14 protein-coding genes and 1 tRNA gene are annotated in these 26,790 nt (G+C 36.3%); 8 read left to right on the top strand and 7 right to left on the bottom strand.

All coding sequences use genetic code 11. The features are described 5' to 3' along the window. Positions 1-9: 9 nt before the first annotated feature. The 3 genes from B6A10_RS09590 to B6A10_RS09580 all read right to left on the bottom strand — a co-directional run bounded on the left by B6A10_RS09590 (position 10) and on the right by B6A10_RS09580 (position 7,784). Positions 10-4,107, bottom strand: coding sequence for a hybrid sensor histidine kinase/response regulator transcription factor (locus B6A10_RS09590; protein WP_188220706.1), 4,098 nt, complete (start codon positions 4,105-4,107; stop codon positions 10-12). Between the two features lie 160 nt (positions 4,108-4,267). Continuing rightward, positions 4,268-7,384, bottom strand: coding sequence for a glycoside hydrolase family 2 TIM barrel-domain containing protein (locus tag B6A10_RS09585; RefSeq protein ID WP_188220705.1), 3,117 nt, complete (start codon positions 7,382-7,384; stop codon positions 4,268-4,270). Positions 7,385-7,704: 320 nt separating this feature from the next. Further along, positions 7,705-7,784: transfer RNA gene (locus B6A10_RS09580), tRNA-Leu, on the bottom strand. A 281-nt stretch (positions 7,785-8,065) separates the two neighbouring features. On the opposite strand from B6A10_RS09580, the gene B6A10_RS09575 reads away from it, so the two are divergent. From B6A10_RS09575 to pth, 3 genes are all read left to right on the top strand, one after another. Further along, positions 8,066-9,007 (top strand): ribose-phosphate pyrophosphokinase, encoded by a 942-nt coding sequence (locus B6A10_RS09575; RefSeq protein WP_055095040.1) that lies wholly within the window; start codon positions 8,066-8,068, stop codon positions 9,005-9,007. Between the two features lie 104 nt (positions 9,008-9,111). Then, entirely contained in the window at positions 9,112-9,723 is a 612-nt protein-coding gene (locus B6A10_RS09570) for a 50S ribosomal protein L25/general stress protein Ctc (protein ID WP_026714358.1), read from the top strand. Between the two features lie 184 nt (positions 9,724-9,907). Next, positions 9,908-10,534, top strand: a complete 627-nt coding sequence (gene pth / locus B6A10_RS09565; RefSeq protein ID WP_188220704.1) for an aminoacyl-tRNA hydrolase — start codon at positions 9,908-9,910, stop codon at positions 10,532-10,534. 43 nt (positions 10,535-10,577) lie between these two features. Here pth and B6A10_RS09560 read toward each other — a convergent pair whose 3' ends face one another. After that, on the bottom strand, positions 10,578-13,253 hold the full coding sequence (locus tag B6A10_RS09560) for a reprolysin-like metallopeptidase (RefSeq protein WP_188220703.1): 2,676 nt from the start codon (positions 13,251-13,253) through the stop codon (positions 10,578-10,580). Positions 13,254-13,462: 209 nt separating this feature from the next. On the opposite strand from B6A10_RS09560, the gene B6A10_RS09555 reads away from it, so the two are divergent. The 4 genes from B6A10_RS09555 to bioB all read left to right on the top strand — a co-directional run bounded on the left by B6A10_RS09555 (position 13,463) and on the right by bioB (position 16,637). After that, positions 13,463-14,392, top strand: coding sequence for a bifunctional riboflavin kinase/FAD synthetase (locus tag B6A10_RS09555; RefSeq protein WP_188220702.1), 930 nt, complete (start codon positions 13,463-13,465; stop codon positions 14,390-14,392). Between the two features lie 113 nt (positions 14,393-14,505). After that, the gene (locus B6A10_RS09550; protein WP_055095032.1) at positions 14,506-14,943 is read left to right on the top strand and encodes a hypothetical protein; all 438 of its coding nucleotides are present in this window, start codon (positions 14,506-14,508) and stop codon (positions 14,941-14,943) included. Positions 14,944-15,018: 75 nt separating this feature from the next. After that, positions 15,019-15,456, top strand: a complete 438-nt coding sequence (locus B6A10_RS09545; RefSeq protein WP_055095030.1) for a hypothetical protein — start codon at positions 15,019-15,021, stop codon at positions 15,454-15,456. Positions 15,457-15,551: 95 nt separating this feature from the next. After that, positions 15,552-16,637 (top strand): biotin synthase BioB, encoded by a 1,086-nt coding sequence (gene bioB, locus B6A10_RS09540; protein WP_188220701.1) that lies wholly within the window; start codon positions 15,552-15,554, stop codon positions 16,635-16,637. Positions 16,638-16,682: 45 nt separating this feature from the next. On the opposite strand, the gene B6A10_RS09535 is transcribed toward bioB, so the two are convergent. Then, on the bottom strand, positions 16,683-19,994 hold the full coding sequence (locus B6A10_RS09535; RefSeq protein WP_188220700.1) for a glycine-rich domain-containing protein: 3,312 nt from the start codon (positions 19,992-19,994) through the stop codon (positions 16,683-16,685). A gap of 266 nt (positions 19,995-20,260) precedes the next feature. Continuing rightward, positions 20,261-24,613, bottom strand: a complete 4,353-nt coding sequence (locus B6A10_RS09530; RefSeq protein WP_188220699.1) for an Ig-like domain-containing protein — start codon at positions 24,611-24,613, stop codon at positions 20,261-20,263. A 313-nt stretch (positions 24,614-24,926) separates the two neighbouring features. Here B6A10_RS09530 and B6A10_RS09525 point away from each other — a divergent pair, with 313 nt between their 5' ends. Next, positions 24,927-25,403: a regulatory protein RecX gene (locus B6A10_RS09525; protein WP_188220698.1), complete on the top strand. Its 477-nt coding sequence runs from the start codon at positions 24,927-24,929 to the stop codon at positions 25,401-25,403. Positions 25,404-25,553: 150 nt separating this feature from the next. Here B6A10_RS09525 and B6A10_RS09520 read toward each other — a convergent pair whose 3' ends face one another. Beyond that, entirely contained in the window at positions 25,554-26,708 is a 1,155-nt protein-coding gene (locus B6A10_RS09520) for a beta-ketoacyl synthase N-terminal-like domain-containing protein (RefSeq protein ID WP_188220697.1), read from the bottom strand. Positions 26,709-26,790: the final 82 nt, after the last annotated feature.

Genomic DNA, 26,790 nt, shown 5'->3' with positions numbered 1-26,790 from the left:
ATAAATTACTTAAGTTGTAGATTTCCAGAAACTTTCATTCAATAGATATTTATGATCCTTCACATTCTGATATTTTTTTCGAAAATCGGATGGATTCATATCATAAAACTGTTGAAATTGTTTTCTAAAATACTTTATATCTCCAAAACCAGCCATCGAAGCCGCCTGATTAATCTGCAAATCGGTTGTAATTAACAGCGTAGCCACTTTACGCAATCGCACATTTCGGGTAAATTCAGAAACAGATTTTCCGGTAATTTTTTTAATTTTTTTATACACCAAAGAATGACTCATTCCTAATTCAACAGCTAAATCTTGAACATTAAAATTTTCTACATCCAAATTAGCATCAATAACTTCTACAATTTTATCTATCAGCACTTTATCTTCATCCGACAACTTCGGACTTGCAACATTTTTTGTCACCGAATTCAAAAGATAATTTTGCTCACTGTCCCGACGGGTAAGAATTCCGTTAATTCGGGCTAACAGATACTCATTATCAAATGGTTTCGTTATATAATCATCTGCTCCTACTTCGGCTCCCTTCAGCTTCACCTCTTCCGAAGTTCCTCCGGTAAGCAATATTATCGGAATATGTTTTAACTCATCATCTTCCTTAATATGCTTACAAAAAGCGACTCCACTCATTTCAGCCATTACTACATCTGAAACAATTAAATCCGGTTGAACTTTTCTAATAATACTTAATGCCATTTCCGCACTTTCGGCAGCAGTTACCCTATATTTAGGAGCAAGAATACGTTTCAGGTAATTTCGTATCTCAGGATTATCATCAACAACCAAAATACTTTTTACATTTTTAACCAAATCACCGCCAATTTCAACTTCTTCTATAACTTCCGGAAGCTGCTCCCGAATTACATTATCTTCTAAGGCTTCTTCTAAAAACGATGTTCTGCCATTTAAATCTTCTCTTATTTCAACTTCTCCAAAATGCTCTTTCCCTAACAATAACCGCATTTCAAAAACAGTTCCTCCTCCTGCATTATCATAACAATGAACATCACCATGATGCTGATTGATAAATTGTTTTACTAAATAAAGTCCAATTCCAAATCCTTTGCGCTTGTTTTTAATATTCTTATTGGATTGATAAAACAGATTGAAAATTTTCTCCTTATCTTCATTCGAAACCCCTTCACCATTATCTACAACACTAATACTAATTTTGTTCTCAACAGTTCGAATATTAACTGCCACAGCGCCATTTTCTTTCTCAGTAAACTTTAAGGCATTAGAAATTAAATTAAACAATGCCATTTCTATTTTTTCTCTATCGATGTAAACAAAAAGGTTTTCTTCAGAAAAACTAAAACTATACGCTATCTTTTTAGTCTTAGCATGATGCACAAAACAATTGAACACTTCTTTACATAATTCAACAATATCAACCTTAGCAATTTTAAGTTTCCCTGTTTCCGTTTCGGTTTTTCTAAAAAGCAATAATTGATCTACTAAACTCAGTAATCTTCGGGAATTACTATAAACCATCTCAATTGCTCCGGGATCAATTTTTGGTTCATTGCCATAAATAATATCTTTCAACGGATTGATAATCATTGTCAATGGCGAACGGAATTCATGAGAAATATTTGTGAAAAAAGTAAGTTTCTTTTCGTTTAATTCTTTTTCCTGTCTGGCTAAATTTTGCGAAAGCTGTACTTCATACTTTAACTGCGCCTGTTTTCTTTGATATTTATCTATGAGATAAATAACTCCCGCAACAACTAACACATAAAACAAATAAGCCCAAGTACTTCGGTACCAAGGTGGCAATATTGTAATAGGCAAAGAAATCGTTTTTGCATTCCAAATTCCTTCGGCATTCGTTGATTTAATTTTCAAAACATACTCTCCTTCGGTTAATCTCGAATAATTAGCACTTCGAATATTATCCACATAATGCCATTGTGAATCCCAACCTTCCAAAAAATAGGCATACGATATTTTTTCAGGCAAACTGTATTCTAAAGCAGCGTAATCGATATTCAACATCGACTCATCATAAGGCAATTTTAACTGATTAATTCCAAAAACGCTTAATCCGGATTGATGATATATCTTATTATTCACTTTGATGGAGGTAACAATCAGTTTTGGAAAAGCATGAATCTGGCTGTTGGTTTTTGTATTAATAATATTAAAACCTTTAATTCCGCCAAAAACAATTTCTCTTGAAGATAATTTTAAAGCAGCATTGTAATTAAACTGATTGCTTTGCAAACCATCGGCATCATGATAACTCGTAATTTTTTTGTTGGTCGCATTGTAAACAAAAATACCATTGTAGGTACTACACCAATAAGTGTGTTTGTTCTCCGGAACTATATTTAGAATCGAATTATTAGGAACTCCATTCTTTTGGGTCAAAAAATCAGATTGAAAAGTTTTAGGATTAAACAACATCAAACCTCCTCCTTCAGTCCCTACAATCATTTGGGAAGCAGAAACGGAAACAATGGAACGAACCGGATATTTTACATCAACAACCTTCTTAGTCAAAGTCTTGGGATTAAGCCGAATCAGTTGTGTAAAAGTTCCCAACCAAAGATTCCCCTGTTGATCTTCGGACATCGAAATAATCCCGCTAATTTTAGCATCGACATAATCAAACTGATCAAGCACTTCATTATACCGATACAATCCTTCTTCATCTGGTGAAGCAGCCCACAAAACGGCTCCCCGACTACGAAATAAAACCCAAATATTCTTTTGAACAATATTATAAGTAAGATTAAAAAGCTGATATCTTTTAAAAGTACGATTTTGCGAATTAAAAAGACATACCCCTCCTCCATACGAACCAAACCAGGTTCCTTTATCTGTTTTTACAATTGAAGCTACAAAATTATTCGCTAATGAATTAGGGTTAGAAGCGTTATAAGAATAATTAGTAAACACATTATTTTTCCTATCCCATAAACTGGCCCCACCTCCATCTGTTCCAATCCAAATATGATCATTATCTTGTTCACATAACGATAAAATAAAATCGCTCGGCAGGGTATTGCTTAGTTTGTCATTTCTGGAAATTGTAAGAAAAGGACTTTTTGCACTCTCTATTTTATTAACACCTCCCCTTAAAGTTCCTATCCAAACCCGGTTTTCAGAATCCAGACACAATGACGAAATCGCATTACTGTTTAATTTTTCGGCATTCAAACTGGAACTCAACGACGAAAAAGTATCTGAAGTAAAATTATATTTCACCACACCATTCCCATTCGTTGCTATCCAAAGTTCCTTTGCATCCGGTTTATACATGAAAGCCGAAATAGGAAACTGAATTTCCGGATTATAATAAAACTTATGCGTTCTATCGACTGTATTATACTTTAATAAACCACCATCAATAGCCACCCAAATATTCGAAAAACCATCATAAAAAACTGTAGTTCCACTTAAAACTCCCGAAAAAACAGGCGTTAATTTATTAGCATCAGGAGCCATCATAACCAAACCCGTACCCTGAACAAAACACCACATTTTTCCGGAACGATCAAAATCAAAACCTTGCACATGGTATTCCCATATTAATTTACCTTCAGTATAAAGAGGAATCCGATCAATTTTCCCACCTTTTCCTAAACAATGCATCAAGCCTTTACCTGCTGTCGCAATATAAATTCTGGATTTATAATCTTTTATCTGATTAATCGCAACATCAATTAATTCTCTTTTAGTCGTTTTAGGATTTTCGCAATATCGGGTACTGAAACTATTCGTTAAATAACTATAAACACTTATTCCCTGCTTAGTTCCTATCCAAATCTCATTTTGGGTTCCGCAAATACTTACAACCCGATTATTTATAAGCGAATTGGAGTCATTAGGCTCATTTCTAAAATTTAAAAAATCATAACCATCAAAACGACTAATTCCATCATAAGTACCAAACCACATTAACCCACGTTTGTCTTTATAAACGGAAGTAACCGCATTATTAGCCAATCCGTTTTCAATCCCAATATAATCAATATCATATTTTTCCTGATGATATCCGGAAACCGCTATTCCGCCAACAACTTGTGCCTTGACTGGAAAAACTACTAAAAGCAATAAAACAAACAGGATATTTCTCAAAACACAATATAGCATTAAGGTTAATTACATTTCTTTTTAATCCAACTCTTTCACTAATCTCTTTTCATCACAAAAAAAACAAGCTTAAATTTCTAAAATTAGAAAAACCTATGAAAAAACATCATAGGTTCCCTAAAAAACACACCAAAAAACAATTAACTTATTCTTCCAACGAAATAATATAAGAATAACTATATTTTTTATCCAGTAAGCGATACTGCTCATGCGGCAAAGCTCCCCAACTATCATCACCTCCTACTCCTCTTTGCTTATAATCCAAATGCAAGTAAACTGCTTCTTTGGAATCTAAATCTAAATCCGAAGGATGACGCTGATTTTTATGTTTCCCCGGATCTAAATCTTCTGTAGAAACATTCAAAGCACTAAAACCAAGCGGTTGGTCCCCTTCTATTTTCAGACCTTGCCCGTTAACATTTTTTAAAGTTAACCAACGAACATCCGTCTTATAACCTGACTCCTGAGGACGAATATAAGTTCTGGTAAATTGATTAATCACTTTATCTGAATAAGTTCCAACAAATGAAGCCGAATTTCTGTCGGAATAATTTTCCCAAGGTCCTCTTCCATAATAAGTCAAATTATCATATGCTCCATTTAATTTTAAACGCATCCCAAAACGTGGTAATTCCGGCAAATCCTTTCCTGTCATATCTACAGAAGCCGTTATTTTAACAGCTCCGTTATTTTGAATCACATAATTTACAGTATAAGGAACATCGGCTTCAACTAATTGAGAAACCACCTTAATAGACAATCTATCCACTGATTTTTTACCCAAAACAACGCTTAAAACTTTTGGTTCTTGAGAAGCCTCTTTCCAAATAACCAACTTATTTTGCATTCCATTCCCAAAATCATTATCGGTTGGCGCTCGCCAGAAATAAGGACTTGGAAAACTAGAAACCACAGTATTATCAGTATCCTTTAAAGCATATTTTACAAACGCTCCTTTTTTCAAATCAAACGCTCCGAAAATTTTGTCTGTTTCAAATGTCAGCAGATTATTTTTCACTACATACTTTAATTTCGATTTTGCGGCTACCGTTGTCTCTTTTTCAAAATAATTTCCATTTCCTATTTTAAATTGTTCTCTGGCAAACTCATGCCCTTTGGTTACCAAAGGCGAATCGTTTTTAGAAAAAGCAAATACATTTAAATAATACTCCGAATGGGTATCTGGCAAACTAAAATCAAGATTTACTTTTTTGCTTTCTTCCGGATTAACATCTAGCGTAAACTCTCCGGACTGAATCTTTAATCCATTTTTAATCAATTCCCATTTAAAATTATAATCAGCAAGATTCGTGAAATTAAAATGATTGCTTACAACTAATTGCTTTCCATTTTCCAATTGAAATTGGATGTTTTGATACACCTTTTTCACCTCTGACAATCCCGGATGCGGAATTCTGTTAGCCGAAACCAAGCCGTTAGCACAAAAATTCTCATCGTTTTGTAATTTTGCTCCGCCTAAGTCGCCACCGTAAGCCCAAAAAGTAATTCCTTTTTCATTTTGAGTTTTTAATCCCTGATCGACCCAATCCCAAATAAAACCGCCTTGCATGTGTTTGCTACTCCCAATAATATCCCAATACTCCTGAAAATTTCCGTTGCTATTCCCCATCGCATGCGAGTATTCACACATGATGTATGGACGGCTTTTCTCCGCAGCAGCATAGTCTTTCATACTTTTAATTCCCGGATACATCGGACAAACAATATCGGTATTCTTATTCTCACCCGCCTGCTCAAACTGAACCATTCGGGTTGTATCATTTTTTTTCAACCAATCGTAAGCTTCATAAAAAACGGGGCCATTACCACATTCATTTCCTAAAGACCAAATGATTATTGACGGGTGATTTTTATCGACTGCAAACATTCTTTTGATACGATCCAAATGTGCCGAAGCCCATTCCGGCAAATAAGCAGGATGTTTTTTCTGATCAAACCAATTTTGCCATTCGGCTCCCATCCCGTGTGTTTCAATATTTGCTTCATCTACTACATAAAAACCATATTCATCACATAAATCATAAAATTCTGTATCGTGTGGATAATGACACATTCTGATAGCATTGATATTATGCGTTTTCATAAGTTGAAGATCTTTTAACATCAATTCTTTGTTAGGCACATGCCCATTCACATCATCATGCTCATGGATATTCACTCCTTTTACCAAAACCGCTTTACCATTTACTAATAACTGAGCATTTTTAATTTCGACCTTTCTAAAACCCGTTTTTTGAGAAAGAGCCTCTAACATTTTGCCTTTATTATCTAATAACGAAATCGTATAACGGTATAAAATTGGCTTTTCGGCATTCCATTGTTTTACCTTTTCAATAGTTTTTGCAAAACTGATTTTCGTGTCTTTTACCGTTGCTTTTTTACTTTCTGAAAAAACAAGCTTTCCTTCATTATCAAACAAATCAACTTTGACAATCGGATTTTTAATTTTAGTATTCGCAAATGACTTTAATACCACATCCAAATTAAAAATTCCATTTTGATATTGAGAATCCAATTCACTTTGTACCGTATAATCCCAAATAGTAGTCTTAGGCATCGCCTGTAAATACACATCTCGCTCGATTCCGCTTAATCGCCAAAAATCCTGATCTTCTAAATAACTTCCATCATGCCAGCGAAAAACCTGTACAGCAATTAAATTTTCTCCTTTCTTTAAAAAAGAAGTAACATTAAATTCTGCCGGAGTTTTAGAAGCTTTGGTCATACCCACTTCTTTTCCGTTCAAATAAACTCTTGCATAACCGGAAATCGAAGCAAAATGAAGTATAATTTCTTTATCATTCCAGGAATCAGCAACAGTAAAAGTGCGTCTGTATGTTGCCACCGGATTATAATCTCCTCCTATAAAAGGTGGATTTTTAGGAAACGGATACGTAATATTAGTATAAATAGGAATATCAAAACCCTGAATTTCCCAGTTTGAAGGCACTTTAATATTTTCCCACTGACTATCGTTCAAATTTTCGGCATAAAAATCCAGCGGTCTTTGTGTTGGATTTTTTACAATATTAAACTTCCAATTTCCATTCAAATTTTGATACAAAGAAGATTGTTTTGGATTTCCTGTTTTTAACTCTGCTTCATTCCCAAACAACAAAAAAGAACTTCTCCCGGATTCTTTTCCTCTGTCTAAAATCTGAGGATTTTCCCATTCATTAATTTGGGCAAAATTAATTTGCATACTTAAAAATAAAGCAAACGCAGCAACAATACTCTTCATATAAATCTTTTGTAGTTTAATTATTAATTCAGAAATGTTTTTCCACAAAACTTAAATCTAATTCCCCCGGCACATCTAATTTATTTATGACACCAGAACTAACAACTCTGATTATAAGAAACAACAAAATCTGAATTACAAATTTAGATAAGCCCACAAAAGACAAGAGGGGGTATAACCGCACAATAAAAGGGGTAATTTGATAAAAACTGCCAAAAAACCATAATTATTCAAGTTTTCAACAACCTTTTTATTGTTTTAAACAAAAAAGAAGAAAAGTCTAAAAACAAAAAAAGCCTCTTCGAAAGAAGAGGCTTTTGTACCCAGGACCGGGATCGAACCGGTACTCCTAAGAACTGGTGTTTGAGACCAGCGCGTCTACCAATTCCGCCACCTGGGCTCAGGACGTGAATAATAAATTATTCATTGGTATTTAAGAAAACTTCACTCTGTTTAAGATTTCATTTCCTTAAGACGGTGCAAATGTAAAAAATATTATTAAAGTTTCTAATAAATTTTCTGAAAATTTTACTTTCACAGTCAAATTAATTTTCTAATTTTGCAGCTCGATAAAACAACATATACTAACACACTCCATCCGAGGTACTTATATACATTCTAAACTTTTAAACAAAGTAAAACGGGATTGTATCGAGCACAACGGAATAAAAAACAAATTAAATGTCACAAAGAGAACCAGAAGCTAAAATTTTTGCTTGTTCAAAAAGTGTCTATCTAGCTGAAAAAATTTCCGAAGCATACGGAATTCCGCTAGGGAAGGTTTCTTTATCCCATTATAGTGATGGCGAATTCCAACCATCATTTGAAGAATCAATCAGAGGTTTACGTGTTTTTCTAATTTGCTCTACATTCCCTGATTCAGAGAATTTAATGGAGTTGTTATTGATGATTGACGCTGCAAAACGTGCTTCAGCAAGACACATTACTGCTGTTATGCCTTACTTTGGTTGGGCCAGACAAGACAGAAAAGACAAACCAAGAGTTCCAATTGGAGCAAAATTGATTGCTAAAATGCTAGAAGCAGCCGGAGCAACAAGGATTATGACTATGGATTTACACGCTGATCAAATCCAAGGATTCTTTGAAAAACCAGTTGATCATCTTTTTGCATCAACAATATTCCTTCCTTATGTAGAAAGCTTAAAGTTAGAAAACCTAACTATTGCTTCTCCTGATATGGGTGGTTCTAAAAGAGCTTATGCTTACTCTAAATTCTTAGAATCTGACGTTGTTATTTGTTACAAACAAAGAAAACAAGCTAACGTTATTGACACCATGGAATTGATTGGTGAAGTTAAAGGACGCAACGTTATCTTAGTAGACGACATGATTGATACCGGAGGAACTTTAGCAAAAGCTGCCGATTTAATGATTGAGAGAGGAGCTTTAAGTGTTAGAGCCATCTGTACTCACGCAATTCTTTCCGGATCAGCATACGAAAGAATTGAAGAGTCAAAATTAAGCGAATTAATCGTTACCGATTCTATTCCATTAAAGAGAGAATCTAAGAAAATTAAAGTGGTAAGTTGCGCTCCACTTTTTGCAGAAGTAATGCACATGGTACAAAACAACAATTCCATCAGCGGAAAGTTTATCATGTAGTCATTGCGAGTTCCGATAGCTATCAGAACAAAGCAATCTCACTATAAAAAGCACTAAAATATAGTGCTCAAAAAAAAGAGTATTAATAACTATAAATATTTAAAATGAAATCGATTACAATTAAAGGATCAGAAAGAGAAAGCGTGGGCAAAGTTGCTACTAAAGCCTTACGTAATGCTGGAGCGGTTCCTTGCGTGTTATACGGAGGAGATCAACCAGTTCATTTTTCAGCAGAAGAAAAAGCATTCAAAAACTTGGTTTACACTCCAAACGCTCACACAGTTGTGATTGACCTTGGAAACGGTAAGTCTTTCAATGCTATTTTACAAGATATCCAGGTTCACCCGGTATCTGACAAAATTTTACACATTGACTTCTTCCAATTATTCGACAACAAAGAAGTAACTGTAGAAGTTCCTGTAAAAATCACTGGTAACTCTAAAGGAGTTATGGCAGGTGGAGATTTACGTATCACAAACCGTAAATTAAAAGTAAAAGCTTTACCAGCAAATCTTCCAGATTATGTTGTTGCTGATATTACTCCACTTGAAATGGGTAACAAACTTTATATCACTAAAGTTCCTTCTGAAAACTTCAAAATCATGCACCCGGACAACACAGTAATCTGTCAGGTGAAGATGTCTCGTGCGGCTATGAAAGCAGCTCAAGAAGCAGCAAAAGCAGCAAAAGCACCAGCAAAAGGAAAGAAAAAATAATTTTTTTTCAATCATACACCAAAAGCATCAATCGAAAGATTGGTGCTTTTTTTTTGAAACAAATGTCAATAACAAAAATCAATTGCAATTGTAATGCAAAAAACAAACCATACCACATACATTAAGTTGATTATTGAAATTGACATTGACCGCTGTAATTGAAATTTATACTTATTTTTGCAACATGAAAAATTGGTTGAATAACCTCTTTACAAAATCAAAAACAGAGGAGAACACAGATTATATGAAGAAATTTCTAATTGTAGGACTTGGTAACATTGGAGCCGAATATGTAAATACCCGTCACAATATCGGATTTAAAGTATTAGATTATTTAGCCAAAAAAGAAAACCTCGATTTCCAAACCGTAAAATTAGGCTCATTAGCAGAATACAAATTTAAAGGAAGAAGCTTTTTTCTATTAAAACCTAACACCTACATGAACCTTAGCGGAAAAGCAGTTCAATATTGGATGGAAAAAGAGAAAATTCCTTTAGAAAATCTATTTGTAATAACTGACGATTTGAATTTACCTTTTGGAACTATCCGCATCAAACCCAAAGGAAGCGATGGCGGCCACAACGGATTAAAAAACATCAATCTGGTATTAAACAGCAATCAATATACGCGTTTCCGTTTTGGAATCAGCGACGAATTCAAAAAAGGAAAGCAAGTAGATTATGTCCTTGGCGAATGGAACGATGCCGAAAACAATGCGCTTCCGGAACGTTTAGAAATCGCCTCTGAAGCCATTAAATCTTTTGGAACAGCAGGCTTGGAAAACACGATGACAACTTTCAATGGAAAATAAAAATGGCAGGATAATTTTCCTGCCATTTTTATTTTAACAACTATTACTTAATAATAATTTTAGCCCTTTTTTCTACACTTCCGTCTTTTAAAACAACAAAGTAAATCCCCGATTGCAAATAATCCGACAACTCTATATTCTTGTCAAAACCTCCCGTATTGGCGTATCGTTGTTCAAAAACTTTTGTCCCTGAAAGATCAAAAACAAAAATATCAATATCATTAGCAGAAGTACTAATGTATTTTACATTGAAATTCCCGTCATATTTTTCCGAACTCACTATTATCTCCTTACTTATATCTTCATAAGGAACTAAAGTAAAGCTCTGTGTACATATTTCAACTGAAGCCGAATTAATAGTTCCGGTATCCGTCAAATAAATATCTCTGTAACGCAAAGTCCAGTTCCCCTGAGGATTCTCCCCATTAAAATCACTCAAAACCCCTAAAGCTTTAACCGTTTGCAAAGCTGCATTTCCACAGGACAAATCAGCTCCGGCATCATCATACTTTAACAACAAACTTCCACTACCAGTCCCGCAACTGTTATAAAACAACTTAACAACAGTTCCCTGAGGACTTACCAATTCCATCTGTACATCCGAAAAATAATCATGTGAAAAATCAATATTAAAATTCACATCCGAGATTAAAGCCGTAGTAGCCGGAACCGTAATGGTTTTAGTCCTGAAATTTGCTTGTTCCGGGATAGACAAAGGCGTCTCAGGCAAAGCATACGTTTGACAATCAGATGTCACTGTATAACCTATTGCAAAAGTTTTGCTATTAACTGCATAAAAAATATTATCAACAGGCTCGATTAATATTCTGCAAAGTTGCGAAGATACATTTGGAACAGTTATTTTCTCCGAACCGTCATTATCCACCGCTGAAGCCAAAGTAACCGGAAAGGTTTCTCCATTATCAGTCGAAAGTTTAATATTTACCTTCGCAGCTCCCGGCAAAACATTTGCTCCATTAACATTCCATGTAATCGTTTGTTCTGTTCCTTGAAACCAACTTAAATCATCAATATTTTGAGAGGTAATTTCGAAAGGTCCGGCATTTGCATTTACTGTTACGACCATTTCGTCTGATAAGGTTTGAGCCAAACCTTCCGCTCCATTATCTCTAGCCGTTAAAACAAAATGTAAAGTTCTACTCACGTCCGAGACCGACTCCCATTTCCCTCTCAATCTTCCCGCCAAAACATTATCAAAGCCTGGCATATATCGAACAGCACTACTCTCTGGGGGAAGCGATCGAAAAAGCGGCCCGTTCGTTTTAGTACTTACAGCCAAACTTAAATCGCCACTGGCCGAAGTAGCCGGATCATTTTCTTCCCATGTATAAGTCACTGCTTCCGAAGCACCTCCTGTTCCTTTCAACACAAAGGCAGTTCCTTTAGGAATCGTATAATCTGCTCCGGCATTCACTGTGGGTGCAGCCGTACTAATTGTAGTTACCACAGGACAACTTTTGGTTGCCAGCTTATCTTGAATTTGAGCAATACTGATAAAAGAAAAATAATCATCCGAATGCTGCTCTACGTCATAATCGGTTGTAATTCCGGCATAACCCATAATCGTAGAACCACTTCCCGGCTCTACACTCGCCACCGTTCCTTCAATATCATAAGAAAACGTATGATTGGCACCTAATTGATGTCCCATTTCGTGAGCTACAAAATCAATATCAAAAGTATCTCCCTCCGGCTTATCACTAGATGGCGATGTATAACCACTTCCTTTTCCCGCATCACACACACAACCAATACAACCCGCATTTCCACCACCTCCGGAAGCACCAAACAAATGCCCAATATCATAATTAGCATTTCCAATTACAGAAGTCAAATTATTCTGCAACTGCATTCCCCAAGTTCCTTCAACTGTAGAAGTCCCCACACCTGCTTCAGCGTCATCATAAGGATCAGTAACAGCATTGGTATAAACAATCTGACTATTATTAGCAATCAAAATTAATTTTACCGCCAAATCCCGATTATAAATTCCATTTACTCTGGTCATCGTAGCATTCATCCCCGCCAAAGCTCCATCTACAGTTCCTCCAAAATATTCCGCATATTCACCCGTACAAGACAAAGCCAAACGCAGGGTTCGGAACTTTTTATCACTGGATACTATTTTAGCACTCTGACTGCTAATTTTTTGACTTAAATTGACTGCATCAGCCGTAGTACAACTAAAAAGAAAACGCTCTTTTAACTTACTTTTAGAATTATAAACGACATATAAATTGGCCGATTCAGCATCTTTTTCAATAAATTCTACCTGACTGTTTTTTCGGGTAATCATCGTTTGAATTCCCAACGGAGACATACTGAAATTGACCACTGCAGTAGCATCGGTAAGTCCAACGCCGGAATAAGAGCGAATCTCGGGATATTTAGCCTGCAATTCGGGATCAAAATTAGAATCTTCACGCACTGAAAACCGTTCTAAAACACCATTCGCATTAGGAATAGTAATCTCTAAACGAGCCACTGATTGCTTTTTGTCCTGAATTGGTTTCAGCCTTGTTTGCAAAACTTCCTCATTCAATTGAAACAAAACTGCCTTTGAAATTCCCTTTCCACTTAGCAATTTTTCCGAAACCTGAGCCTTTGAAGAATCCATTCGCTTCCAAGGTTCTTTATCCTGAGCACGAACCACTGAAAAACACAACAAAAGAATTACAAACAGACTATTTATCCTCATGACCAGTTTATTTTTTACATTTCAAAAATAAAGCATTTCCACCAAAATATATTCAACAAATTAGGAATTAACCCTAGAAAATCAATTCATTAATTCAACACACACAAACTTTTGTATGAATCATCTAAAAACCGACAAAAAAATAGAATCGGCTTGCGCTTAAATTTAATTCAGATAGTCTAAATTTGCACTACTATAAAATAATTGCTTTGAAGATTTTTCATTCTATAAAAGATTTCAGTTCTCCTAAAAAAACTATCCTGACCTTAGGCACTTTTGACGGAGTTCATATTGGACATAAAAAAATACTTGAAAAAGTAATTCAAAACACCCTTGACGAAAAATACGAAAGTCTGGTGTTGACTTTTTTTCCGCATCCAAGAATGATTTTACAGGAACGTTCAGAAATCAAATTACTCAATACGATTACTGAAAAAATCAATCTTCTGGAACAATTAGGAATTCAAAATCTGGTAATCCATCCTTTTGACGAGAGTTTTTCCAGACTGACAGCCGAAGATTTTGTAAAAAAAGTATTGGTTGATCAATTTAAAATTCACAAAATTATTATTGGCTACGACCATCGTTTTGGAAGAAACCGCACCGCCGATATTCACAATCTGATTGAATTTGGCGAAAAATACGGCTTTGAAGTCGAACAAATTTCTGCACAGGAAATCAACGATATTTCGGTAAGTTCGACTAAAATCAGAAATGCTATTCAGGAAGGCAATATGTATCTGGCCAACAAGTATCTGGGTTACGATTATTTCCTGACCGGAACGGTTATCAAAGGCAAACAACTGGGACGAACGATTGGTTTTCCCACAGCCAACCTCAACATTGAGGAAGATTACAAACTAATTCCTCAAAAAGGTGTTTATATTGTGAGTAGTCAACTCAACGGTGAAAAAGTTTTTGGAATGATGAATATCGGACTCAATCCTACCGTGGGTGGTGAAAAACTGTCGGTAGAAATTCATTATTTAAATTTTAACGCCGATTTATACAACCAACAAGTCAGTGTTTCTATCCTGAAACGCATTCGTGGCGAAGAAAAATTTGATTCTGTAGATTTATTAAAAGCACAAATTGAGAAAGACAAAATTCAGACCCTTTCTTACCTGGAAAATCTTTAGAATTAATAAAAAACAACTACTTTTTTTACAATAACTCCTGTATTTTACGTAAATTTGATAGACAATACCCTGTTTATCAAACTATTATTTTTTAACCCTAAAAAATTAAGCGTATGAAACTCTCAAAAGAATTTTACAATGGAGTTATTATTTTTATAGGTATTGCTCTTTACTTTTTGTTGATGGAGGCGCTTCACCTTTCTAATGTTTACTTCTTGCGATTATTCAACATTGTTTTTGTTTATTATGGTGTAAACAAAACCCTGAAATCTAATTTTGCAGCAGGCAAAACTAATTTTGCAGACAACGCCATTTCGGCATTACTAACTGCATTATTTGGTGTATTTTTAAGTATTTCAGGCTTAGTTGCCTATATCTACGCCAAAGGAGGAGACGACTACATTAAAACCTTATCGGATACATTATTATTCGTAGGAAGCCCTTCCGTAATGACCTATAACATTTCTTTACTTTTTGAAGGAATTGTATCGGCGGTAATTGTTACTTTCTCACTGATGTTATTTTGGAAAAAGAAATATCCTTCAGACTAGAAAAAACAAAGTACAGCATCTCTAAAACCAACCATTTTTTTTTAAAATTAAACCATTAATCTTAATCCTGCCAAAATGAAACCACCTAAAGAAATCACTAACGGATTTATCATCTTCATTGCCATTGCTATTTACTTTTTACTCATGGAAGCATTAGGCTTAGCACATTTATTTTATTTACGATTTTTAAACATTATTTTTGTTTTTTACGGAGTTAACCGAACCATTCAGATGAACCTCATCGAAGGAAAGAAAAAATTTGTTTCAAATGCCGTATCAGCACTATACACCTCCGTAGTTAGTGTTTTTTTGAGCATCATCGCACTGGTCATTTACAGCTATTTACAGGGTGGCGATGCCTTTGTACAGTCATTATCAGAAACCTTCCTTTTTGGCGGAAATCCGTCTATTGACATGTACTCCATTTCATTATTGTTTGAAGGACTTGCCTCATCGGTAATTGTAACCTTAATGCTAATGCTGTATTGGAACAATCGATTTTCAACTGATTAAAAAATCAACTTCTTTCTAATCCATCCTTTTTAAAGCGATTGTATTGTCATTTTGAACAATTTGACTACTTTTGAGCCATCAAAAAAAACAGTACAATGAGTATTACAAAACACAATTGGACAAAAGAAGAAATTATCGCTATATATAATAAACCTATGATGGATTTGCTTTTTGAAGCAGCTTCAATTCATAGAGAACACCACGATCCAAATGTGGTTCAGGTTTCTACTTTATTATCTATCAAAACAGGAGGTTGTCCGGAAGATTGTGGGTATTGCCCTCAGGCAGCACGTTACCACACTAAGGTTGAAGGAAATGATTTAATGTCGGTAAGTCAGGTAAAAGCGCAGGCTTTGCGTGCTAAAGAAAGTGGTTCTTCCCGTGTATGTATGGGAGCAGCCTGGAGAAACGTTAAAGACGGACCTGAATTTGATCAGGTTTTAGAAATGGTGCGTACTATTAACAAACTAGACATGGAAGTGTGCTGTACTTTAGGTATGCTTACTGAAAACCAAGCGCAACGCTTAGCCGAAGCCGGATTGTACGCCTACAACCACAACCTAGATACTTCTGAAGAATATTATAAAGAAGTGATTTCAACGAGAGGATTTGAAGATCGCTTGGAAACTATTGAAAACGTTCGTAAAACCAATGTTACGGTTTGTAGCGGAGGAATCATCGGAATGGGAGAAAGTATTGAAGACCGCGCTGGAATGTTAGTGGCTCTTTCTACCTTAAATCCGCAACCGGAATCTGTGCCAATCAATGCCTTAGTTGCCGTGGAAGGGACACCGTTAGAAGAAGAAAAACCAGTAGAAATCTGGGAAATGATTCGTATGGTGGCTACTACCCGTATCGTGATGCCGGAAACTCAGGTACGTCTTTCAGCAGGAAGAACAAATATGAGTCGTGAAGGTCAGGCGATGTGTTTCTTTGCCGGCGCCAATTCGATTTTTGCAGGAGACAAACTTTTAACTACTCCAAATCCGGATGTTAATGAAGACATGAAAATGTTTGAAATGCTTGGTTTAAATCCACAAAAACCATTTACAAAAATCTCTCAGCCAAAAACAGTTGAAGCCGAAGATTCTCAATTTGCTTCCTTAGGCGAAAAACCAAAATGGTCACGCCCGGGACACGTAATTGAACGAAATATTGAAGCTTCTGTCAAAGAAAAATAATAACAACAAAAAAATCCATTAGGTATTTCTAATGGATTTTTTTCTTTAATAAATTATTTTCCGGTTTACTTTTTTACCATTTTCTAATTCAAGCTGCACAATTAAAGCCGCATGATTGACAAACAAATTCCTAACTGCTGTACTATTAGCATTAATAACAGAATTAGAATAAACTAAGCGTCCTGAAAAATCATAAACAGCAACGGTATTTATTAATGAATCAGCACTATTAATGGTAATCGTTTTGTCTTTTACAGCAATCACTACTCCCGCAACTTCCGTATCAACTGTATCTTCTTCCACCGCATTTTTATCCTGATAAAACAATAGAAAACGGTCGTTAAAAATTCCTTTTTCAGTGGTAAAAACGTAAGGTTCTTTCAAATCGTGCCATACATTCAGCATTTTATCTTCTAAAAATACTTTTTGCGAAGCCAACTTCCCATCAGCATGGTCGATACTAATTTGAAATTCACCCACAATAGCCGTTTTATAACCTAAAACAATGCTATCTTTTTTCTGAAAAGGCAAAGCTCTTCCCTGAATAGAAAAATTTGCCCCTTGGTTAACAGTATAAAAATCTACATACTGATTTCCGTCATAACTTACACCATCAAAACTTCCTTCATATCCGTTAGTCGCGCCAGTCACATAACCAATTAAAGTCTGCTTAAAAGCGCCCTGAGCATTGGATAAATTCAGCCAAAGTCGGTTTTTCTCTAATGCTTTAGCTGATTTTGCAGTAGTTGCCAATTTAAAAAACTGCGAATTGTCAATCACCACATCATCAATAAGTCGCATACTATTATTAAAAACAATTTCTCCTCCCTTAGTTGTGGGCGCAAAAAAGCCCTGTCCAGAGGCTATTTTCCCTGTCGGTTCACTTAAATTATTATTATCATTTGGATCATTTTCATCATCATCTACAACAGCCGCATGGGTTGCTACACCTCCGGTACGATTATAGGCAGCATAATCACTACTTGTATAATTGTAAATTGCAGGGTCATTCCCCGGAAAAGTACCAACATTGTCACTTGGTGGCGAATTATGCGTCCAAAAATAAAGTGTTCCTTCTAAAACTCTGTCCTCTGCATCAAGCTCTAAATCCGAATTTAGATTCAAAAACGCATCGGCATCAATGGCTGACGGATAGGGATTTCCGAGAAGATACACTTTATTCCCTTCTAAAGTTTTAGTAATTTCTCCATTATTTGGCGGCCCTTCAAACTTAGGATTATAATCAATGGTCGCAGCGGTAATACTAAAAGTTTGAGGTGCGCGGATAATATAACCTTCTCCCGGCTCCATAATCTTATTTCCATTATAATGAATCACCCAACCTGTATTAGGGTTGTAACTATAATATTTATCCGCTAAAGTAGTTGGCGAAAGCTTTTTTAATGTCTGCCCTTCAACAGGAGAAGACCAATAGGTAAAATCATACCGCTTTACAGGTTTCGTATATCTTTTGTAAATTATTTCACCTGAATTCTCACTGTCATCATTAATCTGAACCAAACTGGCATTGTTCTCAAAAGTTAAAGAACCTCCATCCTCCACCACTAATTCATTGCGAAGTTTCATATACCGTCCTGATTTTATTTCCACATCAGCTCCTGAGTTCACCTCACAGGAACAGGCTTCAATACTTTCATCTTCATCATAATCGGATTCGAAAACGACTTTTTCTTCAATAGTAGGCACTCCAGAATCCCAGGAACCGTTCCATGTTCTTACAACAACCGAAGATTCCATCGCAATAGTAGCTATTTCCGAGATGCAGCCGGAAGGATATTTTGCAGTTATACTATAATCACCAATAGGCACCAAAGTAAAAACCCCACTGGTATTTGAATAATCAATTCCGTCCCGGCTATAACTAATACCGGCAGCCGGAGCAGGACTCGTTACCGTGATTGTTCCTGTATTTACTAAACAAGTAGGCTGCAAGGTAACAGATGCCGTTGGAGCCGGAATATTTAAATTGACTGCCAATGTACTCGCAGTCGAATTGCCACATTCATTAACCGCTACCACACTTATATTGGCAGCAGCAGTACCAACAGTAACTGTAATCGAATTCGAATTTTGTCCCGAAGTAATAGCCCATCCTGAAGCCGTATCGACAGTCCAATTGTATGACGAAGCATTAGCAACAGTTGCTATGCTATAAGTCTGTGAAGTATTTCCAGCACATTGACTATTATAACCACTTATCGTTCCCGGTTGAGCAGGCACAGTATTCACAGTCAAATCAACATATTGATTACTAATATCCGTAAAACAATCGACAGAAGTTAATCTTTTAACCGTTATTCTGCTTGTTCCTGCCGCTGTTAATCCTGTGGCTGTAAAAGTTCCCGTTCCGGCTGTTTCGACTACCATAGTTGCGGTAAGTCCAGTAGCCACAGGCGCACTTCTGTCGTAAGTTACCGTATAAGTCCCAACCGGTAATCCAGCAGCTGAAGAAGTTAACGTAATTAAAGTAGTTCCAAAAGTAGTACATGCACTTGCAGCAGAAACACCAGAAACACTGTACGTTGGACAGGTATACGTTACTTTTATTTGACCATTTCCTCCGTTTCCTCCTACTACATTTCCAAGCAAACTCGCCAAAATTACACCGCCACCGCCACCACCGCCGGGAGCCACTCCATTATTTCCTGAACCAGCTAATAAAGAGCCAACACCTCCATTACCACCACTTCCTGTCCCACTTGCATCACTAATACCACCAGATCCGGCATACGGCAACAATAAAAGACTATACCCTCCTACTCCTCCATTACCTCCGGAACCTGCGCCACCACCACCACTTCCACTTCCTAACCCCACAAGAACATTATTAGCAGTAGTCCCATTTCCTCCGGAAAAACCTCCTACTCCACCTATTCCTCCTTTTCCAAAAATCCCCAAACTAACACTTAAAGACGTTCCGCCACCTCCTTCACCTCCAGCAGCCGAAACAGAACCAAAAGTAGTAGTACCACCATTCTGTCCATTTGTTGAAGAATAAGTTCCACCTGCACCACCAGCACCCACGGTGTATGGTATTCTTACATTGTTCTTATCCGTACCAACTATAAAATTGGTGTTTTTTTCAAAAGCTCCTCCGCCTCCGCCTCCACCAGCACCACTTAACACATTCGCACCACCACCACCGCCACCGGCTCCCCAGCATTGAACAGACAAACTAGTAACACCAGCCGGCACTTCTAATGTACCTGACGAAGTCAATGTTTTAGTCGTTTGACTAAATAAAAAAAAGGATTGAAAAAGACAAAGAAACAATAGCAAACCAGTATGTACGGGCTTTTGTAGCAAGGATTGGAAAGTAAAAAAATTTGGACGCATACCCTTCAATTAAAAAAATAGACAAACCGCCGAATACCTTATATTCGGTTGAGAGCGACTTTTTTGGGGGTAAAAAAATCCGTACTAAAAGTAGGTAAAAAATCGATTAAGTGTAGTTTTTTACTGTTAAAATACAGTTATGATTCGAAAAAATTATTGTTCTCAATACAAACAATCGCTAAACCAATAGCTTATAAAATTTTCTAAACCAAAAAAATCCCGATTACAAACTACAATCGGGATTTTTAAAACTATTTCTTAATTGACTAATAAATCACTTTTCGACTCAAACTTGTCCCATCCGACAAAACTATGGTAACCACCAAAACCTGATGGCTGGAAATTAATTGTTGAATCACTAATTCATTCGAATCAACATTATCTTTTTGATACAAGATTCCACCTGAAACATCATAGATAACAACTGTTTTTAAAGCTCCAACTGTCGAATTCACAGTAATTACTCCATCCTTAACTGAGGCTAGAACTTCATTACTTAATTCCTCTGATACAACCGGAGCAGCAACTTCCTCTACCGCATTTTTATCTACATAACGCAATATAAAACGATTATTAAAGACTCCTTTTGCTGTTGTAAAAGTATATGCTCCTTTTCTTAAATCATGAAGCACATTTAGTGTTTTATCCTCTAAAAACACATTCTGAGTTTCTAAAACACCATCGGCATGATCAATACTTATTTGAAAATCACCCGCAATTGTTGATTTATACCCTAAAGCTATACTATCCTGTTTTACAAAAGGCAAAGCTCTACCCTGAATAGCCAAATTTACCGCATTATTCACACTATAAAAATCAACAAATTGGTTTCCATCATAAGTCACACCATCAAAACCTGCATCATAATTATTAGTAGCTCCGTCAATATAACCTATTAACATTTGCTTGTAAGCACCATCTTTATTAGTTAAATTCAACCAAATACGGCTTTTTTTAATTTCGACCTCGGCTTTAGTAGTTGTTTTAGAAGTGCTTCCCAATTTATAAAACTGTGAATTATCATAATTAGGTTGTCCTTCAGTATATCTCATCGCATTATTAAATAGTACTGTTCCTCCAGTTGTACTTGATGGTGCAAAAAAACTTTGACCTGCTGCTATTTTTCCAGAAACACCAACACCTCCTGTTTTATTATAAACAAAATAATCATTGGCAGTGTAATTATAAATAGCATCTCCTTCGATATTTTTACTTGGCGATGTATTATGAGTCCAAAAATAAAGTGTCCCTTCCAATGAAGCTGAATTTGCAGCAATAAACTTATCTGCATCAACGGCCGATGGATAAGGATTCCCTACAAGGTTTACCAAATTAGGGAGCACAGCATAAGAAACTAATCCATTATTAGGCACCCCAACAAACTCAGGAGCTGTATCAACAGCCGGCACAGTAATACTAAATGTTTGCGGCGCTCTAATAATATACCCACGTCCCTTTTCCATTATAGCAGCTCCATTATATTCTATTTTCCATCCCGAAGTTGGATTATAACTGTAATATTTATCGTAAAGTGTATTGGGAGATAAAGCCTTTAGAGTTTGTCCCGCAACAGGTGATGACCAATAGGTAAAATCATAGCGTTTTACAAAGCCAGTATGACGATGGTAATTGATATTTCCAGAGTTTACAGCAGCATCATTCATTTGAACTAAACTAGCATCGTTCTCGAAAATCAATTTTGCATTTGACTGAACTTCAACCCCATTTTCAATTTTCAATGTACGCCCTGATTTTATGGTAACTGTTGTTGAACCCGTAACCTGGCAGGAACAACCTTCGATATCAACATCATTTGCATTGGTGTAATCTGAAGCAAAAACTAATCTTTGATTAATTGTAGGTGTCCCATCCGACCAGGAACCGGTTGACCAGGTATTAGTAACCGGAGCAATAATAACAACAGTCACTGTACCAGAAACACAACTTCCATTATCAATTGCAAAATAATAAGTTCCCGGCAAAAGCCCTGAAATTGTTTGTGTCCCACCTCCTGTAATTGCATAAGTATCTTCTTTGTATCCTGTTTGAACAATAGTCCCTGATGAAGGCAACCCACTCAAAGGCACACTACCTGTTGGTCTTGTACAAGTTGGATTCGTTGGGGTACCTGCTATTGGAGTCGTTGGAAGAGGATTAACAACAATCGTTCCTGTAGCACTAACATTTCCACATCCTCCTGTTAAAGGGATATTATAATTAAAAGTCCCTGATTCAGTAGAAACTCCAGTGATAGTAATTGTGTTAGAAGCCCAAGAAGCTGTAACTCCTGCCGGCAAATTACTGGCTACACCTATTCCTGTTGCTCCGGTAGTAGTATGCGTAACATTAGTCATAGTAGCATTAGCGCATAATATTGGACTTGATGAGGCTTCACTTACTGTATTATTATCATTCACAGTTACAGTTGCAGAAGTACAAGAAGTTGTATTACAAGTTCCTTCATATCTAACAAAATAAGTAGTCGTTGAAGTTGGCGAAACATTTATACTACTTCCAGCTCCAACTAAAGTCCCTCCACAAGAACCAGAATACCATTTGGCCACAGCCCCTGTTCCCGCTGTCCCTCCACTCAAAGTCAAAATTGTAGAATCTCCACTACAAATAGTCGTTGTTCCAGTGATACTTGTTGGCGCAACAGAATTACTATTCACAGTTACCGTTGCACTACCAGAAAGTGTGTTCGAACAATTGGGTGTGCTTTGATAAACCACACTAACTAAATTATAAACAAAATCACCTGCTGATGCTGTTGAAACCGCTACATTTGTCGAACTATTTCCTCCTCCTACAACATTTACCGTTTGATTTGTTCCTCCATTTATGTTATAAGTTATGGTTATAGCAACTGTTTGAGGATTCGTAAATGTAATATTTGGAGACGAAGCACCAACACAAACACTTGTTGTACCACTTACAGTAGCAGTAGGTATTGGACGAACAATTAAATTTGCTCCGGGATTTGCAAAACCACTCGTTCTGACACAAGTTGCATTCGAAATAGAAACTAAAGTATAACCCGTATTCGATGTGGGATTATCCCCAGGAGTAAAGCTATAAGGTGCTGCAGATGGAATTGAAACAGTATATTGAACAGAAGTGTCATCGTTTTTATAAGTAATACTATAAGGTGTCGAAAAAGTAGCATCTTCAGCATCAAAAGTCAGTTCCGGACTACCACCGGCACAAATAGTAGTTGCCGAAAAACCATTCGTTATATTATTAGGCAAGCTATTAACGGTTAGCACACCCGTTGCATTAACGCTTCCACATCCACCTGTTAAAGGGATACTATAATTAAAAGTACCCGTTTGCGTAGGTGTACCGCTGATAGTAATGGTATTTGACGACCATGATGCCGTAACTCCTGTTGGTAATCCTATAGCTGAACCTATCCCGGTAGCACCGGTAGTTGTATGAGTAATATTAGGCATTGCTGTATTAAAACATAATGCTGAAGTTAACGAGGCTGTACTTACTGTATTATTAGCTGTAACAGTAATAGTAGCTATTGAACTATTAGCAGCACTACATGTCCCATTAACTACAACAGCTCTATAATAAGTAGTTGCCCCTAAATTAGTAACTGTTAAAGTCGTAGTTGTATTAGCAATATCTGTTACTGAGGATGAAAAGCTGCTCGAATTTGAGGATTGCCATTTAACAACAGATCCGGTGTAACCGTTTAATGTTAAAGTTGAATTATTAGTTCCTGCACACACAGAAGTACTTCCCGCAATACTCCCTCCTACACTTGCTGGATTGACTGTTATTGTAACAGCTGAAGTATATTGAGAATAAAATGTTTGCCCATTAATTACAGAAACAGTTCTTCTTCTATAACTAGTAGTCGTATTTAAAACCGGAGGAGAATAAGTTTCTGATGTTGCCCCCCCAATCGCAACATAATTACCACTGGCATTCGTTTGCCATTCATACGTTTTTATTCCGGCTCCTGTAGCCGCTGTAGTTGATGTTAAACTATTTGGAACAAAACCACTGCAGATAGTTTGCGAACTTCCAATTTCTCCGGCACTTACAATATTAATACCTCCGGCAGTCTCTACTTGATCAAATGAATACAAAGCACCTCCACCTGTACAAACAGCATAGTTAGTTGTACCTACATGAATCTCTGTGTTATTACTACAAACTCCGTTATCCGAGGTATCCAAACTATTTGAACCATTTTGAAGATATAAAGCAGCATCTTGAGGTAATGTAATTATAGATTTTTTGTTAAAAAAAATCCTTCCTGAAGGAGACGTAACAACAATTAATAATGAATTTATACTAATATTACTATCAGAAGGGATTTCAATTTCTCCCGAGACTGTTACACTTTTAGCATTAACCGAAGAAACATTAAGCACAACTGTTTTTCCTGACGGGATTACAACATCATCAGTACTCGTAGGAACTGTTCCTAAAGACCAGTTTGAAGCTGTATTCCAATTACCACCAGTTGAACCAGTATAGGTGTTTGTAGCTGCAAACACTACCACTTGGAACAAAAACAAAACAGATGCTAAAACTACTTTTTTACAAAAAGTATTTAATATAGAAAACAAAAAGCTATTAAAAGTAAAATTCAATCTCATAAAAAACGCTTTAGATTTGGGAGCATACAAGTCTTTAAAACTTTAATCCTCAACTGATAAAAACAGTAATTATGAGGCAAGATTAATTGTATTTTTTTATTCGAAAAAGTAAAAACGTTGATGTACTTATTTTCTCGTTGAAGTACATTTTTCTTCTCAAACCTCTTTATTCATAAGGCTTTAACAAGCGAAATTTCATATCTAAGACCGTAATTTCTAATTTGGTTTTTCCACAGAAAAACAGCTATTTCACAGACAAAAACATACTTTTTACCGAAAACAAGTATCTTTATGACGAATAATTAAAATAATAATGAAAGACGTTTTTTCCATTAAAGAAGCCGTTCAAAAAATCGAACATTACTGCGCCTATCAGGAACGTTGCCATGAAGAAGTAATTCAAAAATTACGAAGCATGAAAATGAATTCGGAAGAAATTGACCAAATTATCAGTCAATTGATTAGCGATAATTTCCTTAACGAAGAACGTTTTGCCTGTAGTTTTGCCCGAGGAAAACACCGCATCAAACATTGGGGAAAAATCCGAATTACTAATGAATTAAAATTCAGAGGGATCAATCAAACACTAATTAATACCGCTTTAAAAGAAATCAGCCCCGAAGAATACTACGAAACTTTCGAGACTTTAGCCAATAGAAATTGGGAATCCATTCGCGAAACAAATGCACTTAAAAAAAGAAAGAAGTTCTGCGATTTTATGCTTCGCAAAGGTTTCGAAAGCAATCTTGTTTATGAGAAAGTCAGGGAATTAGAAAACAGTATTCAGTGATCAGTAGCAGTATTCAGAGAGCAAAACCAGCTTAAATTTTGCCCTCTGTAAATGATTTTATGGCAATCCCGAAACTATCTGGATGCATTTTGTTATAATCTTTGCGGAACTTAGCGAAAAAACTTTGTGCCCTTTGTGGTTAAAACCAATTTACAAACTCAACAAAACACTCACCGCGTTTCCACCAAAACCAACTGCATTTACCAATACTTTTCGAATAGGCTTTGTTTGTGTTTGCGCTTTCGCAAAAGGAACTCCCACAAACTGATTGTGTCGCAGCATCAAAACGGCCAATTCCACACTCAATATGCCCGAAGCACCAAAGGTGTGCCCGATTTTCCATTTATTAGTAGTCAGTAACGGCAGCTTTTCTCCGAAAATTTTCTGAATGGCTTTATATTCAGTTAAATCTCCGGCCTTAGTTCCCGGAGCGTGCATTACAATCGCATCTACCTCTTCAGGATTTATATTTTGCAAAGCCATTTTCATCGATTTTTGAAAACAAATCGCTTCTGCCGAAATCGAAATATTATGTTCCAAAATTTCGGTAGCGTAGCCAACACCTTCCACAAAAGCCAGAGCATTGTCCTTTTTCCCCAGCTCTAAACAGGCAACTGCTGCTCCTTCACCCAAAATCATCGAATTGAGTTTTTTATCCAAATTCAGTGCTTGATTAGGATAGGCTTCTTCGCTATGCGAATAAATCTTTAAGGCCCGCATTTGTCCAATAGTAAAATCAGTTAGAGGAGCTTCACTGCCTCCTACCAAAAATTTATCAGCCATCCCAGAACGCAACCAAGCCACAGCATTCAATAAAGAATGCAAAGCTGTTGAACAGGTTATAGAGTGCGAAATTTGTGGCCCCGTACATTGCAAATCGTGCCCCACCCAGGATGAAATATTTCCCAAAGTAGTCGTTGGAGAAGCCAAAGTATGTGCTTTTCCGGTTTCCAAATATTCTTTATAATGATTTTCGAATAATTCGGTTGCGCCTCGTGAAGAACCAATATTAATTCCGAAAACCGAATTTTTATCCCATCCGGCTTGAGCAACTGCCTCACGCGAAGCTGCCATTGCGTACAAAACCGATTTATCCAAAGTCTTGTATTTCACATCCGAATGCTGTAATTCGGCAACTATTTTTTGAGAGGTTTCATCCAATTCCGCCACCCATGTTTCCTGATTGTCCAACTTTTTTTTAGAAAAACTATGTTCCGGACTAAGGTATTTTTCCCAAATGGTTTTAGAACTATTTCCTAATGGAGAAATGGAGGCTAGACCTGTAATTGATATAATTTGTGACAAGACTTTTTTGTTTTATTGCACGAAGATTCACAAAGAATTTTCGCAGAGACACACAAAATCAATAAAATAATTTAGCGGAACT

The organism is Flavobacterium pokkalii, assembly GCF_014596575.1.
In the GTDB taxonomy this organism is placed as follows: domain Bacteria; phylum Bacteroidota; class Bacteroidia; order Flavobacteriales; family Flavobacteriaceae; genus Flavobacterium; species Flavobacterium pokkalii.
The sequence above is the reverse complement of the archived record's forward strand: the minus strand, read 5'-3'. Positions and strand labels throughout refer to the sequence as shown.